Source organism: Methyloradius palustris, from assembly GCF_019703875.1.
In the GTDB taxonomy this organism is placed as follows: domain Bacteria; phylum Pseudomonadota; class Gammaproteobacteria; order Burkholderiales; family Methylophilaceae; genus Methyloradius; species Methyloradius palustris.
This window is the reverse complement of sequence record NZ_AP024110.1, coordinates 915,256-931,274: the sequence shown is the minus strand read 5'-3', so window position 1 is coordinate 931,274 and position 16,019 is coordinate 915,256. Positions and strand designations below refer to the sequence as shown.

The window sequence follows — 16,019 nt, the reverse complement described above, 5'->3', positions numbered from 1 at the left end:
CGCCTGCTAGGTCTTCGACCCGCATGCAATTTGGCTTCGCCGCTGCGCCACTTATCAGTGGCTGGTCGCCGCGGTTTGCTATGAGTACATTCTTAAACATTTAACCTCTTGGTGGGTCGTCCCAGATTTATATCAACTGAATCAGGCCGTCCTGCTCAGTGTTCCAGCATTTAATTCCAGACTAGCAAGCGCACAGGTGTTGGGTTGTAGGCATTGCAGGGGTTGTTCAATTGCGGGCAATTAGAGATCAGCACGACCACATCCATCTCGGCACGCATTTCCACGTATTTGCCAGCGCCTGAAATACCGTCAGCAAAACTCAAAACACCGTCGGCCGTCACGGGTACATTCATGAAAAAATTGATGTTCGCGGTGATATCGCGTTTGCTCATGTTTCTATGCGTGGCGCATTCGCAGGTATTCAGCGCATGCATGAAAGTATCGCGGCAGCTATGCATAGGGCGTTTATCCAGGGCGTAGCGTACGGTATTGCTTTCGGCTGCACAGGCGCCACCCAAAGTATCATGACGGCCGCAGGTGTCGGCAATAATCGTTAGCATGGCGTTACCCTCGCTGGAATACAGCACCGAGCCAGTAGTGAGGTATAACTTGGCTTGGCGGGCAATGGTATCGACCGCGCTGTAGCGCTCTTCGGGGTTGGCTGCGCTGTAAAACAAGGTATCAACCGCTTGGTTGCCTTCCAAGTCCAGAATACGGAATATCTGGCCTTTCTTGATCTCAGCCATCCATGGGTCGCCCGAGTTGCAGACTTGGTCTAGTACTGCATTTTCTGGAGTTAGCTGACTTTCCACTAAGTTCTGCATCATAGGTAATACCGTTCAGTGTTAATAAAGGCACGGCTATTCTGGCCACAGGCATTGCGGCACGCATCATCAGCGGTGGCAAGCCCAGCATGCCATGCACTAATTTTTACAGCGCCAGGTTTGTAGGTGGTTGCTGGGTCTAGCGGATGTGGCGTAGTAGAAAGTACCAGCAGCACATTCATGTCAAAACGCACATCAACATAACTGCCAGCCTTGCTATGGCCAGTCACAAAACTCAAATTGCCTGATTCATCAGGGGTGACTTTGCTGAAAAAATTGACGTTCGCGACCAAGTCGCGCTTACTCAAGCCATACTTGGCAAGCTCAATCAGCAAGCCATCTTTGCCACTGCGATACATATCATTTCTGTGGGTTTGAAAATTGGCTTTGCCATATTTCGCTTCTATCTGAGCAGCATCCGTCACGCCACAAATGGTGTCATGCCAGCCCAAGCTATCGCCGATGATTGAGCACATCACCCGCCCCATATCTGAATAGCAAACGTTACCTGTAGTCAAAAATGCCGTGTGTTGACCTTTCAAGGTGTCTGGCATGTTGTAGCGCTCAAGCTTGTCTTCAGTGTTATAAAACAATGCTGAAAGGTTGGCGCCGCCAGTGAGGTCTGTAAAGCGCAGCGATGTGCCGCGGCGAATCAGGCCTGACCAGTGGTTACCGCCTGGGATGGTTTCTTCCCATAAAATCTGCTCAAGATTCAGTGCTTTTTGTTGTGTTTCTATACTCATGTTGAATACTTCTGACTCTACTTTTTAGTTGTGGGTAAAGGAGTAACACTGGCCAGTTTGGTTTCGGCCTTAGTCATTGGGTGTAATGGCGGAATCACAGCGCCCATGAGTTGCAGCTTGCCAGTAATGACGCCGCGCAAGGTCACGATCTCATTAGCGATAGCTTGTACTTTCTGTGCTGGCCCTTGTACCAAAATCACTTCCATCGTCTGGTTATCCATCAAATGCACGTGCAGCGAACTGATGACTTCGTCCAGATGTTCATATTGCAAATCGGCCAGCGATTTCTGCAAACCACGAATGGAATTGTTATAGAGAATGGTAATAGTACCCACCATGACTTCATTACCAGTCTCTCTTTTGTGTTCAACTAACTGCTGGCGCAACATGTCATTAATAGCCTGTGAGCGACTCTCAAAGCCGCGCTCGCTAACCATGATGTCTAGTTCCGCGTGTAAATCCTCTGGTAGCGAAATACTGATACGGTTTACTAGCTGGCTTTTCTTATTTTCTTTAATGGCCATTTTTATCCCTTTTTTTTCTTAAATTGCCTTGAGTAATCAAGAGCAATTTCCATTCCTCAAAAACCTGTATGGCGAGCCGAGATACATTGCAAAATATGTGCAGTATCCGTCGCGAGCGACCGTCAGCGTGATAAAGAGCAGCACAGAAACCGGAATGTACTCAAAGTACATGAGGATTTCGAGCAGCGCATGCATCACGATCACGGCCGCGCAGTAGGATAATGCGCATATTTTTTAGAACATGTGGCTGTAGCGGTTGATCTCCCACTGGCTAATAGACTGGTGGTAGGCTTCCCACTCTTCTGTTTTATATTTAATAAATTCATCACTCAATCCTTTGCCCAGGGTTTTTTCCACCAAAGGATCGGCAGCAAAGGCTTTGACAGCCTCTTGCAGGGTTTGTGGTAAAAAGCCGATCCCGCGCTTTGTACGTTCTTCTTCGGTCATTTCGTACAAGTTGTCCTCGTTTGGCTTCCCTGGATCCAGCCCCTCTTTAATGCCCTCCAGGCCTGCTGCTAGCGCTAAGGTAGCCGCTAAGTAGGGGTTGACCGAACCGTCAGCATTGCGTGATTCACAACGGCCACCGCCCATCGGTACACGTACTGAGTTGGTGCGGTTATTTGAGCCAAATGAATTAAATACAGGTGCCCAGCTAAAATAATTCATCGCGCCACGGCGAACCAAGCGTTTGTAACTATTTACAGTAGGTGCAAAGGCAGCGCAAAGTGCAGGGCCATGTTTAAGGATACCGGCAATAAATTGATACCCTAACGTAGTTAAACCTAAACCGCGAGGATCATCTTTTGGGTCACAGGCAAAGAGGTTTTTACCTGTTTTTAAATCGTATAAAGACATGTTGAAGTGTGCACCAGTGCCAGTTTTATCCGCAAACGGTTTGGGCATAGTAGTCGCCAGCAAGCCTTCTTCTTTGGCATAGTGTTTAGCCATATAGCGGAAGAAAGTGAAGCGATCACACATGGTCAGTGCATTGCTATAGTTAAAGTCAAACTCAAATTGGCTGTTGCCATCTTCATGGTCAAATGAATACAAATCCCAACCTAAGTTATTCATGGCACTGCCCACTTTGTCTAGCCAAGTAAAATTATCCATAAAGGTACTGACGTCATAGGCTGCTTTACCCAATTTATCGTCTGGGTTCGGAACACTTAAAGTGCCGTCTTCATTTTTCTTAAATAGGTAAATTTCGCATTCAATGCCTAAATTCATGCCAAAACCTAATTTCTCAGCTTCTGCCAACACGTTTTTAAGCGCCACACGTGTATTCAGCGGGTATGGGCTGCCTTGAAAGTAATTGTCGGCAGGCATCCATGCCACCTTCGGCTCCCAAGGTAACTGGATAATCTGGTCTAAATCTGGCACAGAGGTTAATTCATCATCACTAGGACCTTGCCCCAAGCCATCTAAAGCATAGCCTGTATAGCGCTCAGAACCACCTGACATTTGAGGTAAATGGTCAATCGGTACGACCTTACCTTTAGGGATGCCATGAATATCGACATAAGCGCCTATGCAGTATTTCACGCCCTTATCTTTCAATTGTTGCTCAATGACTTTAACTTCTGCTGCCGTTTTCATACGTTCTAGTCCTTATTAATTAATCGCTAAATTTATCAAAATATGAATACTCTAAAGGAGGGCTCTCCTGCGTACCTTTTGTCACCAAATTACTTAGATCCTCCACCATCCAGGCGAACCATTCCTCGCCTTTTTCCTTACTCGAAAGACTAGGTAAGCCAGTCACACCATTCAAACTCGTTCTATTCACAGGGTGAGAAAATACCAACCCGTCCGTGCGGTCGATGTCATCCGCCATTGTTAATTTGTCGGTGCGCACCATATAGGGAGCGGTTGCCAACATGAGTGATGTTTCCCCATCGTTAGCGTGCCAATCATCGCCGTCCGCATGCTGAAATTCTTTTGCGCGTTTACTTAAGTGCGCGGTGTTGATAACAGCAATCATCATGTCATCATGCGCTGCACGCAGCATTTCTAAAGCGCAACGCAAAGGGGCTGCATTGGTAACATGTGTATTCACAATAAATAAGCGCCTGATACCACTGTAATAAGCCCAGTCACCCATATCTTTAATCGTGTTAATTAATGTGATTGGCTGCAGCGCAATGGTGCCGGGCCAGCGCTGGCTATGACCGATAGAACAGCCATAAGGCATGGTAGGTAACATAGGGACATTCGTTTTTTCTGCCACCGCTTTACACAAAACATCGGCCAATACGTAATCCATTCCACAACCCATATGTGGGCCGTGCTGCTCAGTGGCACCTATTGGTAAAATCGCTGAATAATTAGAGGCTTCTAATTTAGCAGGCACTTCATCCCAAGTAGTTTTTGACCATTCCATTGTCATGACATCACTCCACGTTATCTGTTACATCTACAAATCGAAGCATGCGTTGCTGAATGGGTATCTCGTTTGTATCAGTTTCTTGTTTTGGATGGATCAGCGCTTCTAGACGTGCTTTGGTCGCTAAAAATTCTGGGCTAAATAATTGGTCTACACTGCGCGGACGTGGCACTGGCACTTCAATGAGTTCCATGACTTCACCGGGATGCGCTTTGAGTACCAAAATACGGTCTGCTAAAAAAATTGCTTCGTCTAAATCGTGCGTAATGAACACGATAGTGATATCAATGTTTCGCCAAATTTCAAGCAAATGCGTTTGCATTTTGCAGCGCGTTTGCGCATCCAGCGCACCAAAAGGCTCATCCATCAACAAAATGCGTGGTTGATTCACCAATGCACGTGCAATCGCAACGCGTTGCTTCATGCCGCCCGACAACTCATGTGGATAGGCATTTGCGAATTTTTCCAAGCCCACCAAATCTAGCCATTGATCAGCCTCTCTCGCGGCTTCGTTGGTGGTAATGTTGTTCATTTGCAATCCAAACATCACATTTTCTTTGACTGTCCTCCATGGAAACAGGGTATAGCCTTGGAACACCATCCCACGGTCACGGCCTGGCCCTGTAATGGGCTTTCCATCCAATAAGGCTTCGCCACCGTTGTAACTCTCGAGCCCGGCCAAAATTCGTACAAGTGTAGACTTACCGCAACCTGATGGCCCAATCACACAGACAAACTCACGCCTATGGGTTTTAAAATTGATATTTTTGAGCGCAGTCGTTTCGCCTTTGGCGGTTTTATATATCTTATTTAAACCCTTAACCTCTAAAATTACTTCGCGGTTTTTCAGCCGATCAAACCTTTGTTTAACTGCATCTGATTGCGTTAAATAGTCAGTACCTATCATGCTTTTATCTTCATTAGTCATTGTGTCTATCCGTCAATTTAAAGTTGGGAAGATTTATTCTTTGTTCACTGCTTTATTCCAGGCAAACAAGCGCTTGCCTAGCCAAGCCAACATTAAATCTGACCCTAACCCTATAAATCCGATAATAAAAATTGCGGCATATACATTTTCAAAGTGCTGATACCTTGCTTGCTGCGTAATGAACAAGGTAATGCCTGAAGATGTGCCAATGAGCTCAGCAACGATCAGATACGTCCAAGCCCACCCTAACAAAATGCGTAAATCACGATATAAATCAGGCAAAATACCTGGAATCACTACATGCCATAACAGCTTGAATTTATTAGTGCCCAAGGTCATGGCAGCTTCTAGAAGTGAGTAATCAAGCTTGCGGGTGGTATTACTGATGATGAGTACCTGTTGAAAAAATGTACCAATCACAATAATGGCAATTTTCGGCCCGTCATAAATGCCCAATATGGCCACCATTAATGCGCCAAACGCAGGGGCTGGCAGATACCTAAAAAACTCAATAAATGGCTCGAACAAGCGAGAGAACACGCTATAAGTGCCACATAAAATACCTAAGGGCACGCCAATGAGGGACGAAATGAAAAAGCCCCAGAAAATCACCTGTATGCTTTGCCATAAGCTCTGATGAAGCCACAAGCCCTCTTTCTGTGCTGGCTCTGTGGTAAAAGCGGTATAAAAGGCTTTTGCTACTTCATGCGGTGCTGGTAAGTAGATAGGGTTGGCGGCTTTACCTTCCGGTAATTTTTTGCCATCGTTTTGCATATTGGCGACTTCTTCGTCAAAAACCTCACGCGTCACCAGCATGTCTGTCTGAAAGTAATCAACATCTCCTGCTTGCTGCACGACAACCATAGGGTGCCAAATAAAAGGCACATAACTCACAACACACCAAAGTAATATAGGTAGCAGAAATGACGCCCATCCAACGATTTTTCTTCGCTCTGGCGATAACTCTTGCCTGACATTAAACCAGCTAGATACATTGGATGAAAAACGCATTTCTGCTCCTATAAAGATAGTTAAATATATTGATTACAATTACTTGTATAACAGCGGATCAATGTATTTATTAATATCTTGCGGTGTCTTGTAAATAGCGTTTTTCACGTTAAAGGCATCTGCATTTGCGGTTGAGCCATACAATGATGTGAGGCCATCACCTTTAACATAGGCGGCTTTACCCTCATCAACATTCAACAAGCGTGTACCTTTTAAAAACTTTGTATATTCTTGCGGGGTTGTACCATCACGTGCAGACATTATTTTCACAGCATCTGCTTGCGTTTTCGGGTCATTGATATAAGCCACAACTTTCGCCCATATAGGGGTTAACTTAGTCCATTCTGCCTTGCGGTTAGAAAGACTCGCCGGGTTTACAGCCAACACGTCATAAATCAAGCCAGGAGATTGTGCTGAAGTGTAAATTGGCTTGGAACCTGCTACCAATTTTAGCGCTTGGCTTGCGCTAGGTTCGAACGTACCAACAGCGGTCAAGTCACCAGCTGCAAGTGCTTGAGGTGTATCGTTAATTTTGGTATTTACGATCGTAATGTCCGATTCTTTCATACCATTTTTTTGTAATGCATCAAGTAGCAATAAGTGATCAACGATGCCGACTTCCGTACCCACTTTTTTACCCTTTAAATCTTTAATGCTTTTAACGCCTGGCTTACCAATAATCATGTCATTACCGTTTGAGTAATCAGTAATCAAAATCATCGTATTTTTCGCGCCACCTGAGCCAACCACTAAAGCATCGCCATTGGTGACAAATACCGCATCTACTTTGCCAGCTGTGAAAGCATCCATCGATGCACCATAGTCAAACCACTCAAACTTCACATTAAGACCAGCTTCTTTAAACCAGCCTTTGTCTATCGCTACTTGCCATGCTACGAATCCAGGCCAATCACTATATGCAATTTTCAATGGCTCTGCTGCTTGGGTGACATTGCCATAAGCCATGGCCAATGGAACGGATAAAGCAACCATCAATTTTTTCAAACTTGAAACGCTTGTGTTGGAAAACATATTGAATCTCCTAAGTGAACACGAATTAAGTAAGCACAAATATTAAGTAAAAACAAAAATTTCAAAACCCCACTGCAACTAACAATCAAACTTACATCAACGACATCATTTCCTGCTCTCGAAAAGGCAAGGTTGAATGCAATATCTTGCCAAATCCTTTATCTTGAATTTCCCCAAATGAAATTTCAAAATCTAACCAGTCAAGCAATAGCTCTCTGCTGGGCTTTACAGTGTCTATCGCCTCAAGAAAACTCGCCGATTTGGGTAATACAGTGCTACGCGGCCTGACATAAGCGAATTGTTTTCCTGCAGTGAATAATCTTGCTGGCAATTCATATCCATGACGATCGACTCCAGCGATATGACTAACACTTAAATTAAACTGGGAATCTTTGATTTTTTGCCAGATTTCACGATATTCGGCTTCAATGCCTATTTCGACGATGACATCTTCAGATTCAAACGTCATTTCACCAATATCTCGCTGGCCATTGGATGGCTGATAATCGTGGTCTCGTAGCCATTGAGAAATATCGCCATTGATTTCTGTTATGCCCGTAAAGCCCTGTTGAGTAGCAAGCCAACGCAATTGTTCTGATGCGCAATCCGCTAAATACTTTACATCTTTAAAATCGGGGCGATCACTTGGGATGCGTATATCTGCATGATATTGCTCGGTCTGTATCACCAATACCAAAGTTGATGTGTCGATCACACCAGCCTGCTCTAATAGTGTTCTGCGCCACATACCGAGGTATTGGCTGGGGACTGAATGGGTTGTCATTTCTGACAGTCCAGCAGCGCATTTGATTTAAGGTAAACACGAATAACGATTCGCTGATTGTTTACCCAATTTACTGAAAACATATCTAGCTCCCACAACGGTCAAAGTACGAGAAGTCGGCATTCATTCATGCTGTCTCCCGGGTTTTTATCCCTCCGTGTAGCCAAAGTGTTTGTTGGCCGACAACTCTTGGTCCAGGCTTTTCTATTAGCAAAGAAAACGGAACCCTAGATGTCTTGCGATACTGCTTCGGTAAAAGTATTACCAATTTCTCGATTAGTAATACTTAAGCATACAGCATGCCACCTCAATCTAAATTAAATATAAACCTTGCAATCAATTGCTTATCCATTAAATATCACTCACAACACCCAACATTTGATACTCAAAAGATGCACTAATGTAGAGCGCAAGTAAGAATCATGCACTAGGTAGCGACTCTAATATCGTGGCGATAATGATGAGTGTTCCACCAATGTATTCTTTTAACTCCAGCACTTCACCGCCCAACCACATCGCAGTCACAATTGCCACAAAGAGCTCCATCACTTGCAATATAGAGGCACGACTTGTTTCCATATTTGCCACACCGTAAGTGGTGAGGAAAGTGCCGCCAAACAGCCAAAAGCAAGCAAATAGCACTAGCAATAGCCAAGTCACAGTCCCTATCACGGGCATAGTAGTCGGCGAAAAATAATTGCCTACCAGCGCCATCGGCGGACAAAAAATGAATGGGATAAAAGAACGGCTTGCCATGGGGATTTTTTGCGCCATTTTATTGACCACCCCTGTCGCAGACAAACAAAAGCCTGCGGCCAAAGCCATAATATCGACGCTAGAAAAAGGCTGATTCAAAATTTCAGCGCCACCTAAAATCACAAACACACCGATGAGTGAAAGTGCTATCGCAATACAACGACGCTTATTAAGTTTTTCACCCAGTAAAAAAACACCACCTAAAGCACCCCATGCTGGTAGCAGGTAAAACAACAGCATTACTCTGACGACCTCCCCTTCCATAAGTGCGGTAGTGAAAGTGATGTTAGCTAAGCCAAAAAATATGCCTATGAGGAAAAACAAACCAGTTTCGCTTCGCCACTGGTGACGTTCTCTCCAAACAATAGGGATTGCAACTAGCCCCACAATGGCGTAAGCCGTCATGCCAATTAAATTTCCTGAAAGCCCCGCATCTGCAAAGAATTTTAATGGCCACCAACAAAAGCCCCAAAATACGGCACCTGTAAGAATAGAGATGACTGGCAAGCCAGATGAGGTTTTTGATTGATGAGCGCTTAAAGTTGTACTGCTCGTATTTGAAATACTGGTCATATATGAAACTCTGGAAACTGTTTTAATGTGCGCCAAAAAGCAATATCGTGGTTAGGCCACAGCTCTGCTTTTTCTTTCTCTGCAAGGGCTTTAAGCTTGCGAATGCTAGCAATTGCAAGCTCAGTTTGATCTTGCCAACAATTGCCAGGGGCGACTTCATCGACAATATTTTCAGTTAAGTCCGCCGCATCACCCGCAAGAATAATCGGCGCACCTTGAGGCATTTCTATCCATAAAGACATATGACCTGCCGTATGCCCTGGGCTTGCGATTGCGTGAATACCCGCATCAAGCGCATATTCACCTTGTTTCACTTGCCAATTACTTTGTGCAATCACCTCATTATCAAAATAAGCCAAGTCATTTTCAGAGTTTGCAGCAGCTAACTCTGCCTCCTGAATATGCACCTCAGCCCCACACATATCGCACAAACCACCCGCATGGTCAAAATGTAGATGGCCTAAAAACACGACATCAATATCTGTAACGGATAAACCCATTTTGGCAAGTTGATTGGGTAAACGCTGCGAGTCTTGCATATCAGGCGCGCCAAACTCAAATACATCCGGATTGTAGTAACGTGCTCGAAGCGCTGGGTCGGCAATCTTGTTGTAATCACAGCCTACGTCATACAATATTCGCCCATTTTTTGTCTCGATCAAATAGGCCAAAATAGGCGCCACAATCATTTGGCCAGCGCCTCTGTTGCGGGTCGAGAGAGATTTATCATATTGATGTGTGGCGGTTAATATCGGCCATAATTTGGTCACACTAGTCATTCTTGACCACCTTTATATTGCCGTTAGAAACGAAACACCTACTCCGCCGACAAACTGATCAGCGCCATTCGGGCCGTCGCTAATGACGCCGTAATCATCACTCACCACCCGCTTAATTCGGTTCTTATGGTATGTTTTCAGCAAGCGAGACATTGGGATTACTGGCAAATGTGTGGTATCGCCATATAGCTTTTTGTGAAACTCGGGCAGCTTATGCCAAGGCACGACAGGTTTCTCATGGTGAGCGTTGTGATAGGGGAAATTGAGAAATAGCAGATTCAGCCAAGGGTACTTAATGGATGCCAAATTTGAAAAAGTATTGGCATGTTCATAGGCACGATCACGCAGCTTGCCATCTTTAAACTTCCCATCACTTGATTTAGCGTCAGTTTTTAAGAAAACGTCATAGGTATGCTGAAATGCATCAGCAAAACGCAAGACTGTTAGCATGATGCAATACGCAACCAAATATAAAAGCCAAGCTTTCAAAGAAACCAAAGCCATCACAACGAATAACGGAACGCGTATTGCCAGAATGGCTAGTATCCTAAGACGTTTTTTATGAAACTGAGGGTTAAAAAATGGCAACAGAATTACTAAGAAATGCATCATGATTTCGAATGCTGGTATGTATAACCATTCGAGCGCAACAATCATGGTTTTAATCCAGGCAGGCATTCCGTTCATCAATTGCTGCACATTGAAATCTAGTACATCTGCACGATCTACATGATGTTTCATATGCTGATCGCGAATCGCTTGATAAGTGGTGTAGCAACTCCCATTAATCCAGGCCATGATATTTGCCCAGCGCTCATTGGTTTTGGGGGACTTAAAAATACTCCAATGACTAAACTCATGAATCAAATAGGCACTAATGATTAAGGTTTCAGCCGTTAGCATTAAGCCAAGAAGATTGATAAGCCAATAGTTTGAAAATAGAAGATAAACACCCAATGGATACCCTAGTAGCACAAATGCAAAGGCCAACAAATCGGGTAACGGTGTTTGAAAAAATTTAACTGAAGCAATGCTACGATTTAACAAGATATTGACCCTCACATTAGAACAAACTCAAGAAGGCGGCATAGTTAAATGCTGTCTCCCGGGCTTTTATCCCTCCGTGTAGCCAATCAATTTGGCCGACCGCTCTCGGACCAGACTCTTTATAAAAACAAAAGACGGAACCCTAGTGATCTTTTTGATACTTAATACGGTGAATCACCGCTTTCTCAATACTATTACTGATAAAGCAATTCATGTACCACAACAAAAATTTAGGTTTTTTACATCCAAATCAGTGCTTTAATTTTAATTATAAAAATGTTTTTTTATAAAAAAAGCAGTTGAGTGCACCATAGAAATAAAGATGCACCAAGATCAGGCAGTCCATGCAGCCAAAAATTCCTGCCAGTGTTTACCCGTGTAGCCAGACAAAGTATCACGTACGAGGCTAATCTCATGAGCATAAGACTCAGAATTTAATGCGCCGCGCATGAGTTGGAAGCGCAAAAATACCAGATAAGTATTAGCAACATCGGTTTCACAGTAATCGCGGATGCCTTGAGTCTCACCATTTTTATAGGCATCCCAGACCTTGGAGCCATCCATGCCGAGTTTGCCAGGGAAGCCACAGAGTTTCGCCAAATCATCCAGCGGCGCATTGGCACGCGGCTGGTACATGGCCATCAAATCCATCAAATCCAAATGCCGCATGTGGTAGCGGCCGATGTAGTTATTCCATTTGAATTCACGGTCATCATCGCCCATATCCCAGTAGCGTGGCGCTTGAACGCCATGAATCAGGCCACGATAATGCAGCACGGGTAAATCAAAACCACCGCCATTCCACGAAACCACATTGGGCGTGTATTTCTCAATGCCATCAAAGAAACGCTGGATTAGCTGACCTTCAGGCTCATCCACCGAGCCAAGCGTCCATATCTTAAAACTATCGCCTTCACGCAAGGCACATGAAATAGCAACCACACGATGCTGGTGCAAAGGTAAAAATTCACTGCCATTATGTTGACGGCGTTTATGCAAGGCTATGTTGGCTACATCTTCAGCAGAGGTGCTATCAGGTAAGTCCAATAGCGTCTTGATGCCTTCGGTATCGGGCACTGTTTCAATATCAAAAACTAGAGTTGGTGTCATATGGATGGCTTAATATTAGCTCGTAATTAGTTACTTTTTAACCCAACCATTTGCGCCCTCAACCCACCAGCCTGCGGGTGCTTTTTGTGCCCAGCGCTGGGCGAAAGTAGCTCTTACTTCGGCCTCCCATTCGGGATGGCCATTGCCATTGGCAATCTCTTTATATAGTGCGTTGCGATCTGTGTTCTCGGCAGAGACCAAGCCATTCACGCTTTGGCGTTGCGAGAGCGCTACCGCATTGGCATCGCGCACGCTGACTAGGCCATCTCGCGTTAAGCCAACAGCACCACTGGCGTAAAAAGGCTCAAGCTGGGTATGGCGCGCCTGCATGCTATTTTTAATCGCTGAGACAGCGGGTGTATTGATTTCAATATCTGCGGCGGCATGTGCGAAAGACGCAAATAAACCAATAGCAAGGAACATGAATGCCGCAATCAGGAAATTTAAGTTCAAACGGTTTTGCGACATAGTTTTGATTTTGATAGCGTTCATTTTGTCATCCTTATTTTGCGGGTCTGGTGGCGTCTGGCGCATCAGGTGCTTTATCTTTTGGCTGTTTTAATTGCCACACATCATCAATAATCTTGTCGGCTGCTTTTTCTGCGGCCGCGGCGGGAAAATAGATGTTGATGGTGACGCATGCAGGCAAAAATACTAGAGGTAAGAACACAACTGGTAAGGCTAATTTCCATTTATTCATTTTGTCATCCTCTTAAAATACAACTTCAGTCATCACTCATTCTGAACATGATTCTGGCATTACTCAATCACGGGTTTCACATTGCTCTGCGTAATGCGCTTGATTCTCGTGCCCAGCTCCGACCAATTCACATTGTGATTGTAGCCCATCACGGTAATGGCAGGCACGCCGCTGCCTTTTACGATGACATACCCTTGCGGGGTTGATTCAACGCCATCCATCAGGCAAGTGTTATTAATCAGGCGGCATGAGAGACCGATTTTTTCGTAATTGAATTCTTTGAAGAACCGCAAGAAACTGCGCTGTATCGCCAGCGAAGCACCTGGACCACCTAGCGACGAGATATTTTCCACAGCGCGTTGTGATATTTTTTTAGGGTAGCGGCCTGCACTGCTGCGCATATTGGCATCGAACTTCACTGCTTGCCAGTTATTCAACTCAAGCTCTTTGATATCAGCATCCAGCTTGCCTTCGATTGCGCCGAAAGAAAAGGTGCGAGTCAGTGCGCCTAAATCAAGATTGCGCATCTCAACATCCGCATTGAGTTTGGGGTTGATGCCGAGTGGCGTTTGCATTGTGAGTTGCCTGATGACTGCGGTGCCATCGAATACATTAAACAGCATCTCACCATCTGTCGTTAGGTAGCCCGCAGAGTAAGTGACCAGTGGAATCATTGCAGAGACTTTGCCCTCCATTCGCGGCCAGCCAAGTGCATGGCTGAGATCAGGCATGCTAATAGGCAAAATGCTAGCGCGCAGATGGCCGTGCAAGTCACCGCCGAGTAGCGCGGCCGAAACCTCTGACAACACCAGTGCACCGTCCAAGACAGGCAATTTCAATTGACTTGAAGTCAGCGCATAGCGATTAAGCTCGGCATTCAAGTTGGTCGCGCCCAATGGTAATTTAAGCACATGGCCACCCTGATAGCTGGCAGTCATATTGCGAACATCATCGTAATCCCACGGAATACTCGCATTCAGCTTGTACAGTGCAAAGCGGCCGTTGCCATCTTCAAGATCGACATCCTGCAAATGCACATTAAAAGACTGCGGCGAACCATTCAGCAACTGAAACTGTATATCAGCCTTGCCAGCGACCTCAAGCTGGCTCAGGCTACCGCCCTCAAGCATAGGCTTGAGTATGAGCGGATATAGCGCTGCCATATCAAGGCTAGATGCGTTGAGTGTGAGGTTAGTAATGGCGTGGTCTGGCAAACTAATGTTGGCGTTTACATTCACCACACCAACATTTTTTATATCAAGCGATGCCTGCTCGATAGCCAAGGAATTTTGATCGAGATAGCCACTAGCATGTAGTTGATGACCTGCCGTCGCGATATAAAACGGTTGCCAGAAGACTTCGCCTGACTGCCAATCCAGACTGGTTTGCCAACGCCACTGGCTGGCTTTTTTAGCTGCGACAACTTGCATGCTGGCATTGATTTTATCGCCAGCATGTAACCCTGCAGCATCATTAAAACTGGCGTTTTTTAATGCAATATCCGCTGAATAGTTGGGCTGGTTTTTATCAATTGGTAGTTGTATCGCTAGGCTAAAAGGCAGCTTAAACGCAGTTGAACTAACGCTACCATGCTCACATTGCCATTTTGCTAAGGATGGATTACTCAAGCTATCGCAGGTCAATGCAGCATCGCTCCAAGCTTTATCTTCCTTAGCTTTTATCTGCGCTTTCGCCTGAATATTCAGAGTGGGTTTTGCAGATGGCCTTGAAAGTAAACGCACATCGAGATTCACGTTGCGTGCTTCACCGACATCACTTTGCATCTGACCAACCTGAATGCTGAGCCTGGTTTGTGCCTGTGCAAGATTGCTTTGTAAAACAAACAAGCCCATCACCAAGACTGCAAAACGCAGTGATTGGTGATGACTGTTTAAACTAGGCAGGGAAAACCCCAGTGGAAAGATAACGGTCGCCACGATCGCAAACGATGGAGACAATCACTGCATTTTCCAGCGTTTTAGAAAGCTGCAAGGCGGCATACAAGCCGCCGCCAGATGAAATGCCAGCAAAAATACCTTCTTCACTGGCTAACTTACGCGTGGTTTTCTCAGCATTGGCTTGGCTTACATACACCAGCTCATCTACTCGTTTTGCATCAAAAATGCTGGGCATATATTCCACTGGCCATTTGCGTATGCCTGGAATTTGCGCGCCTTCTTCTGGCTGCACACCGATAATCTGGATATTCGGGTTCTGCTCTTTAAGATAACGTGAAGTGCCCATAATCGTGCCTGTGGTGCCCATGCTGGCCACAAAGTGGGTGATTTTACCCTCGGTATCGCGCCAGATTTCTGGTCCCGTGCCTTCGTAATGGGCAAGTGGATTATCTTGATTGCCGAATTGATCTAGCACTATGCCCTCACCCTCGGCCTGCATTTTTAGCGCAACATCTCGAGCCAGTTCCATGCTGCCATCTTTGGGTGTCAGCACGAGCTCGGCACCAAAGGCTTTCATACTCTGACGACGCTCTATGCTTTGATTTTCAGGCATCACCAGCACCATCTTATAACCGCGCATCGCCGCCACCATGGCTAGTGCAATGCCAGTATTGCCTGACGTGGCCTCAATCAGCGTATCGCCTGGCTTGATATCACCACGCGCTTCGGCACGTTTGATCATAGAGAGCGCCGGCCGGTCTTTCACAGAACCTGCAGGGTTATTGCCTTCAAGCTTTAAGAGTATCGTATTGCTGGTATTGCCAGCCATGCGTTGCAGTTTGACGAGTGGCGTATTGCCGACAAAATCTTCTAAAGTTTTATACATGTAAGTTCTTTATTTTTTGGTTTTTGTAGCAGCAGTGTGAA

The 16,019-nt window shown here is 45.3% G+C and carries 17 protein-coding genes and 2 riboswitches; all 17 genes read right to left on the bottom strand.

Translation table 11 applies throughout. The annotated features are described in order from the left end of the window. Positions 1–170: 170 nt before the first annotated feature. The 17 genes from ZMTM_RS04540 to cysM all read right to left on the bottom strand — a co-directional run bounded on the left by ZMTM_RS04540 (position 171) and on the right by cysM (position 15,978). Complete coding sequence (locus tag ZMTM_RS04540) at positions 171–827, bottom strand: urea amidolyase associated protein UAAP2 (RefSeq protein ID WP_221765127.1); 657 nt, start codon at positions 825–827, stop codon at positions 171–173. After that, positions 824–1,567: an urea amidolyase associated protein UAAP1 gene (locus ZMTM_RS04535; protein WP_221765126.1), complete on the bottom strand. Its 744-nt coding sequence runs from the start codon at positions 1,565–1,567 to the stop codon at positions 824–826. The genes ZMTM_RS04540 and ZMTM_RS04535 overlap by 4 nt, the downstream gene beginning before the upstream one ends. Before the next feature lie 17 nt (positions 1,568–1,584). Continuing rightward, positions 1,585–2,091, bottom strand: a complete 507-nt coding sequence (gene nikR, locus ZMTM_RS04530; protein WP_221765125.1) for a nickel-responsive transcriptional regulator NikR — start codon at positions 2,089–2,091, stop codon at positions 1,585–1,587. A 234-nt stretch (positions 2,092–2,325) separates the two neighbouring features. Further along, on the bottom strand, positions 2,326–3,687 hold the full coding sequence (glnT, locus tag ZMTM_RS04525) for a type III glutamate--ammonia ligase (RefSeq protein WP_221765124.1): 1,362 nt from the start codon (positions 3,685–3,687) through the stop codon (positions 2,326–2,328). A gap of 19 nt (positions 3,688–3,706) precedes the next feature. Continuing rightward, entirely contained in the window at positions 3,707–4,477 is a 771-nt protein-coding gene (locus ZMTM_RS04520; protein WP_221765123.1) for a creatininase family protein, read from the bottom strand. 4 nt (positions 4,478–4,481) lie between these two features. Then, complete coding sequence (locus ZMTM_RS04515; protein WP_225907096.1) at positions 4,482–5,402, bottom strand: ABC transporter ATP-binding protein; 921 nt, start codon at positions 5,400–5,402, stop codon at positions 4,482–4,484. Between the two features lie 33 nt (positions 5,403–5,435). After that, positions 5,436–6,413: an ABC transporter permease gene (locus ZMTM_RS04510; protein ID WP_221765122.1), complete on the bottom strand. Its 978-nt coding sequence runs from the start codon at positions 6,411–6,413 to the stop codon at positions 5,436–5,438. 39 nt (positions 6,414–6,452) lie between these two features. Next, on the bottom strand, positions 6,453–7,445 hold the full coding sequence (locus ZMTM_RS04505; protein WP_221765121.1) for an ABC transporter substrate-binding protein: 993 nt from the start codon (positions 7,443–7,445) through the stop codon (positions 6,453–6,455). A 91-nt stretch (positions 7,446–7,536) separates the two neighbouring features. Continuing rightward, the gene (locus tag ZMTM_RS04500) at positions 7,537–8,229 is read right to left on the bottom strand and encodes a hypothetical protein (RefSeq protein ID WP_221765120.1); all 693 of its coding nucleotides are present in this window, start codon (positions 8,227–8,229) and stop codon (positions 7,537–7,539) included. 134 nt (positions 8,230–8,363) lie between these two features. Then, a riboswitch (guanidine-I (ykkC/yxkD leader) is annotated at positions 8,364–8,471 on the bottom strand. Positions 8,472–8,649: 178 nt separating this feature from the next. Beyond that, a complete protein-coding gene (locus ZMTM_RS04495) occupies positions 8,650–9,558 on the bottom strand; it encodes a DMT family transporter (protein WP_221765119.1) in 909 nt (302 codons plus the stop codon). Continuing rightward, the gene (locus ZMTM_RS04490; RefSeq protein ID WP_221765118.1) at positions 9,555–10,337 is read right to left on the bottom strand and encodes an N-acyl homoserine lactonase family protein; all 783 of its coding nucleotides are present in this window, start codon (positions 10,335–10,337) and stop codon (positions 9,555–9,557) included. The genes ZMTM_RS04495 and ZMTM_RS04490 overlap by 4 nt, the downstream gene beginning before the upstream one ends. Positions 10,338–10,349: 12 nt before the next feature. Then, positions 10,350–11,384: a fatty acid desaturase family protein gene (locus ZMTM_RS04485; RefSeq protein WP_221765117.1), complete on the bottom strand. Its 1,035-nt coding sequence runs from the start codon at positions 11,382–11,384 to the stop codon at positions 10,350–10,352. A 53-nt stretch (positions 11,385–11,437) separates the two neighbouring features. Beyond that, positions 11,438–11,541: riboswitch (guanidine-I (ykkC/yxkD leader) on the bottom strand. A 176-nt stretch (positions 11,542–11,717) separates the two neighbouring features. Then, on the bottom strand, positions 11,718–12,494 hold the full coding sequence (locus ZMTM_RS04480) for a 3'-5' exonuclease (protein ID WP_221765116.1): 777 nt from the start codon (positions 12,492–12,494) through the stop codon (positions 11,718–11,720). Between the two features lie 30 nt (positions 12,495–12,524). Continuing rightward, the gene (locus ZMTM_RS04475) at positions 12,525–12,917 is read right to left on the bottom strand and encodes a YdbL family protein (protein WP_221765581.1); all 393 of its coding nucleotides are present in this window, start codon (positions 12,915–12,917) and stop codon (positions 12,525–12,527) included. Between the two features lie 79 nt (positions 12,918–12,996). Beyond that, positions 12,997–13,194 (bottom strand): hypothetical protein, encoded by a 198-nt coding sequence (locus ZMTM_RS04470; protein WP_221765115.1) that lies wholly within the window; start codon positions 13,192–13,194, stop codon positions 12,997–12,999. A 59-nt stretch (positions 13,195–13,253) separates the two neighbouring features. After that, positions 13,254–15,131 (bottom strand): hypothetical protein, encoded by a 1,878-nt coding sequence (locus ZMTM_RS04465; protein WP_225907095.1) that lies wholly within the window; start codon positions 15,129–15,131, stop codon positions 13,254–13,256. Continuing rightward, complete coding sequence (gene cysM, locus ZMTM_RS04460; RefSeq protein WP_221765114.1) at positions 15,091–15,978, bottom strand: cysteine synthase CysM; 888 nt, start codon at positions 15,976–15,978, stop codon at positions 15,091–15,093. Before cysM ends, ZMTM_RS04465 begins: the two co-directional genes overlap by 41 nt. Positions 15,979–16,019 lie beyond the last annotated feature (41 nt).

Bases quoted from the DNA above. Each gene is read 5' to 3' on its own strand.
- ZMTM_RS04540 (WP_221765127.1), bottom strand. From the start codon at position 827: ATGATGCAGAACTTAGTGGAAAGTCAGCTAACTCCAGAAAATGCAGTA.
- ZMTM_RS04535 (WP_221765126.1), bottom strand. From the start codon at position 1,567: ATGAGTATAGAAACACAACAAAAAGCACTGAATCTTGAGCAGATTTTA.
- nikR (WP_221765125.1), bottom strand. From the start codon at position 2,091: ATGGCCATTAAAGAAAATAAGAAAAGCCAGCTAGTAAACCGTATCAGT.
- glnT (WP_221765124.1), bottom strand. From the start codon at position 3,687: ATGAAAACGGCAGCAGAAGTTAAAGTCATTGAGCAACAATTGAAAGAT.
- ZMTM_RS04520 (WP_221765123.1), bottom strand. From the start codon at position 4,477: ATGACAATGGAATGGTCAAAAACTACTTGGGATGAAGTGCCTGCTAAA.
- ZMTM_RS04515 (WP_225907096.1), bottom strand. From the start codon at position 5,402: ATGACTAATGAAGATAAAAGCATGATAGGTACTGACTATTTAACGCAA.
- ZMTM_RS04510 (WP_221765122.1), bottom strand. From the start codon at position 6,413: ATGCGTTTTTCATCCAATGTATCTAGCTGGTTTAATGTCAGGCAAGAG.
- ZMTM_RS04505 (WP_221765121.1), bottom strand. From the start codon at position 7,445: ATGTTTTCCAACACAAGCGTTTCAAGTTTGAAAAAATTGATGGTTGCT.
- ZMTM_RS04500 (WP_221765120.1), bottom strand. From the start codon at position 8,229: ATGACAACCCATTCAGTCCCCAGCCAATACCTCGGTATGTGGCGCAGA.
- ZMTM_RS04495 (WP_221765119.1), bottom strand. From the start codon at position 9,558: ATGACCAGTATTTCAAATACGAGCAGTACAACTTTAAGCGCTCATCAA.
- ZMTM_RS04490 (WP_221765118.1), bottom strand. From the start codon at position 10,337: ATGACTAGTGTGACCAAATTATGGCCGATATTAACCGCCACACATCAA.
- ZMTM_RS04480 (WP_221765116.1), bottom strand. From the start codon at position 12,494: ATGACACCAACTCTAGTTTTTGATATTGAAACAGTGCCCGATACCGAA.
- ZMTM_RS04475 (WP_221765581.1), bottom strand. From the start codon at position 12,917: ATGTTCCTTGCTATTGGTTTATTTGCGTCTTTCGCACATGCCGCCGCA.
- ZMTM_RS04470 (WP_221765115.1), bottom strand. From the start codon at position 13,194: ATGAATAAATGGAAATTAGCCTTACCAGTTGTGTTCTTACCTCTAGTA.
- cysM (WP_221765114.1), bottom strand. From the start codon at position 15,978: ATGTATAAAACTTTAGAAGATTTTGTCGGCAATACGCCACTCGTCAAA.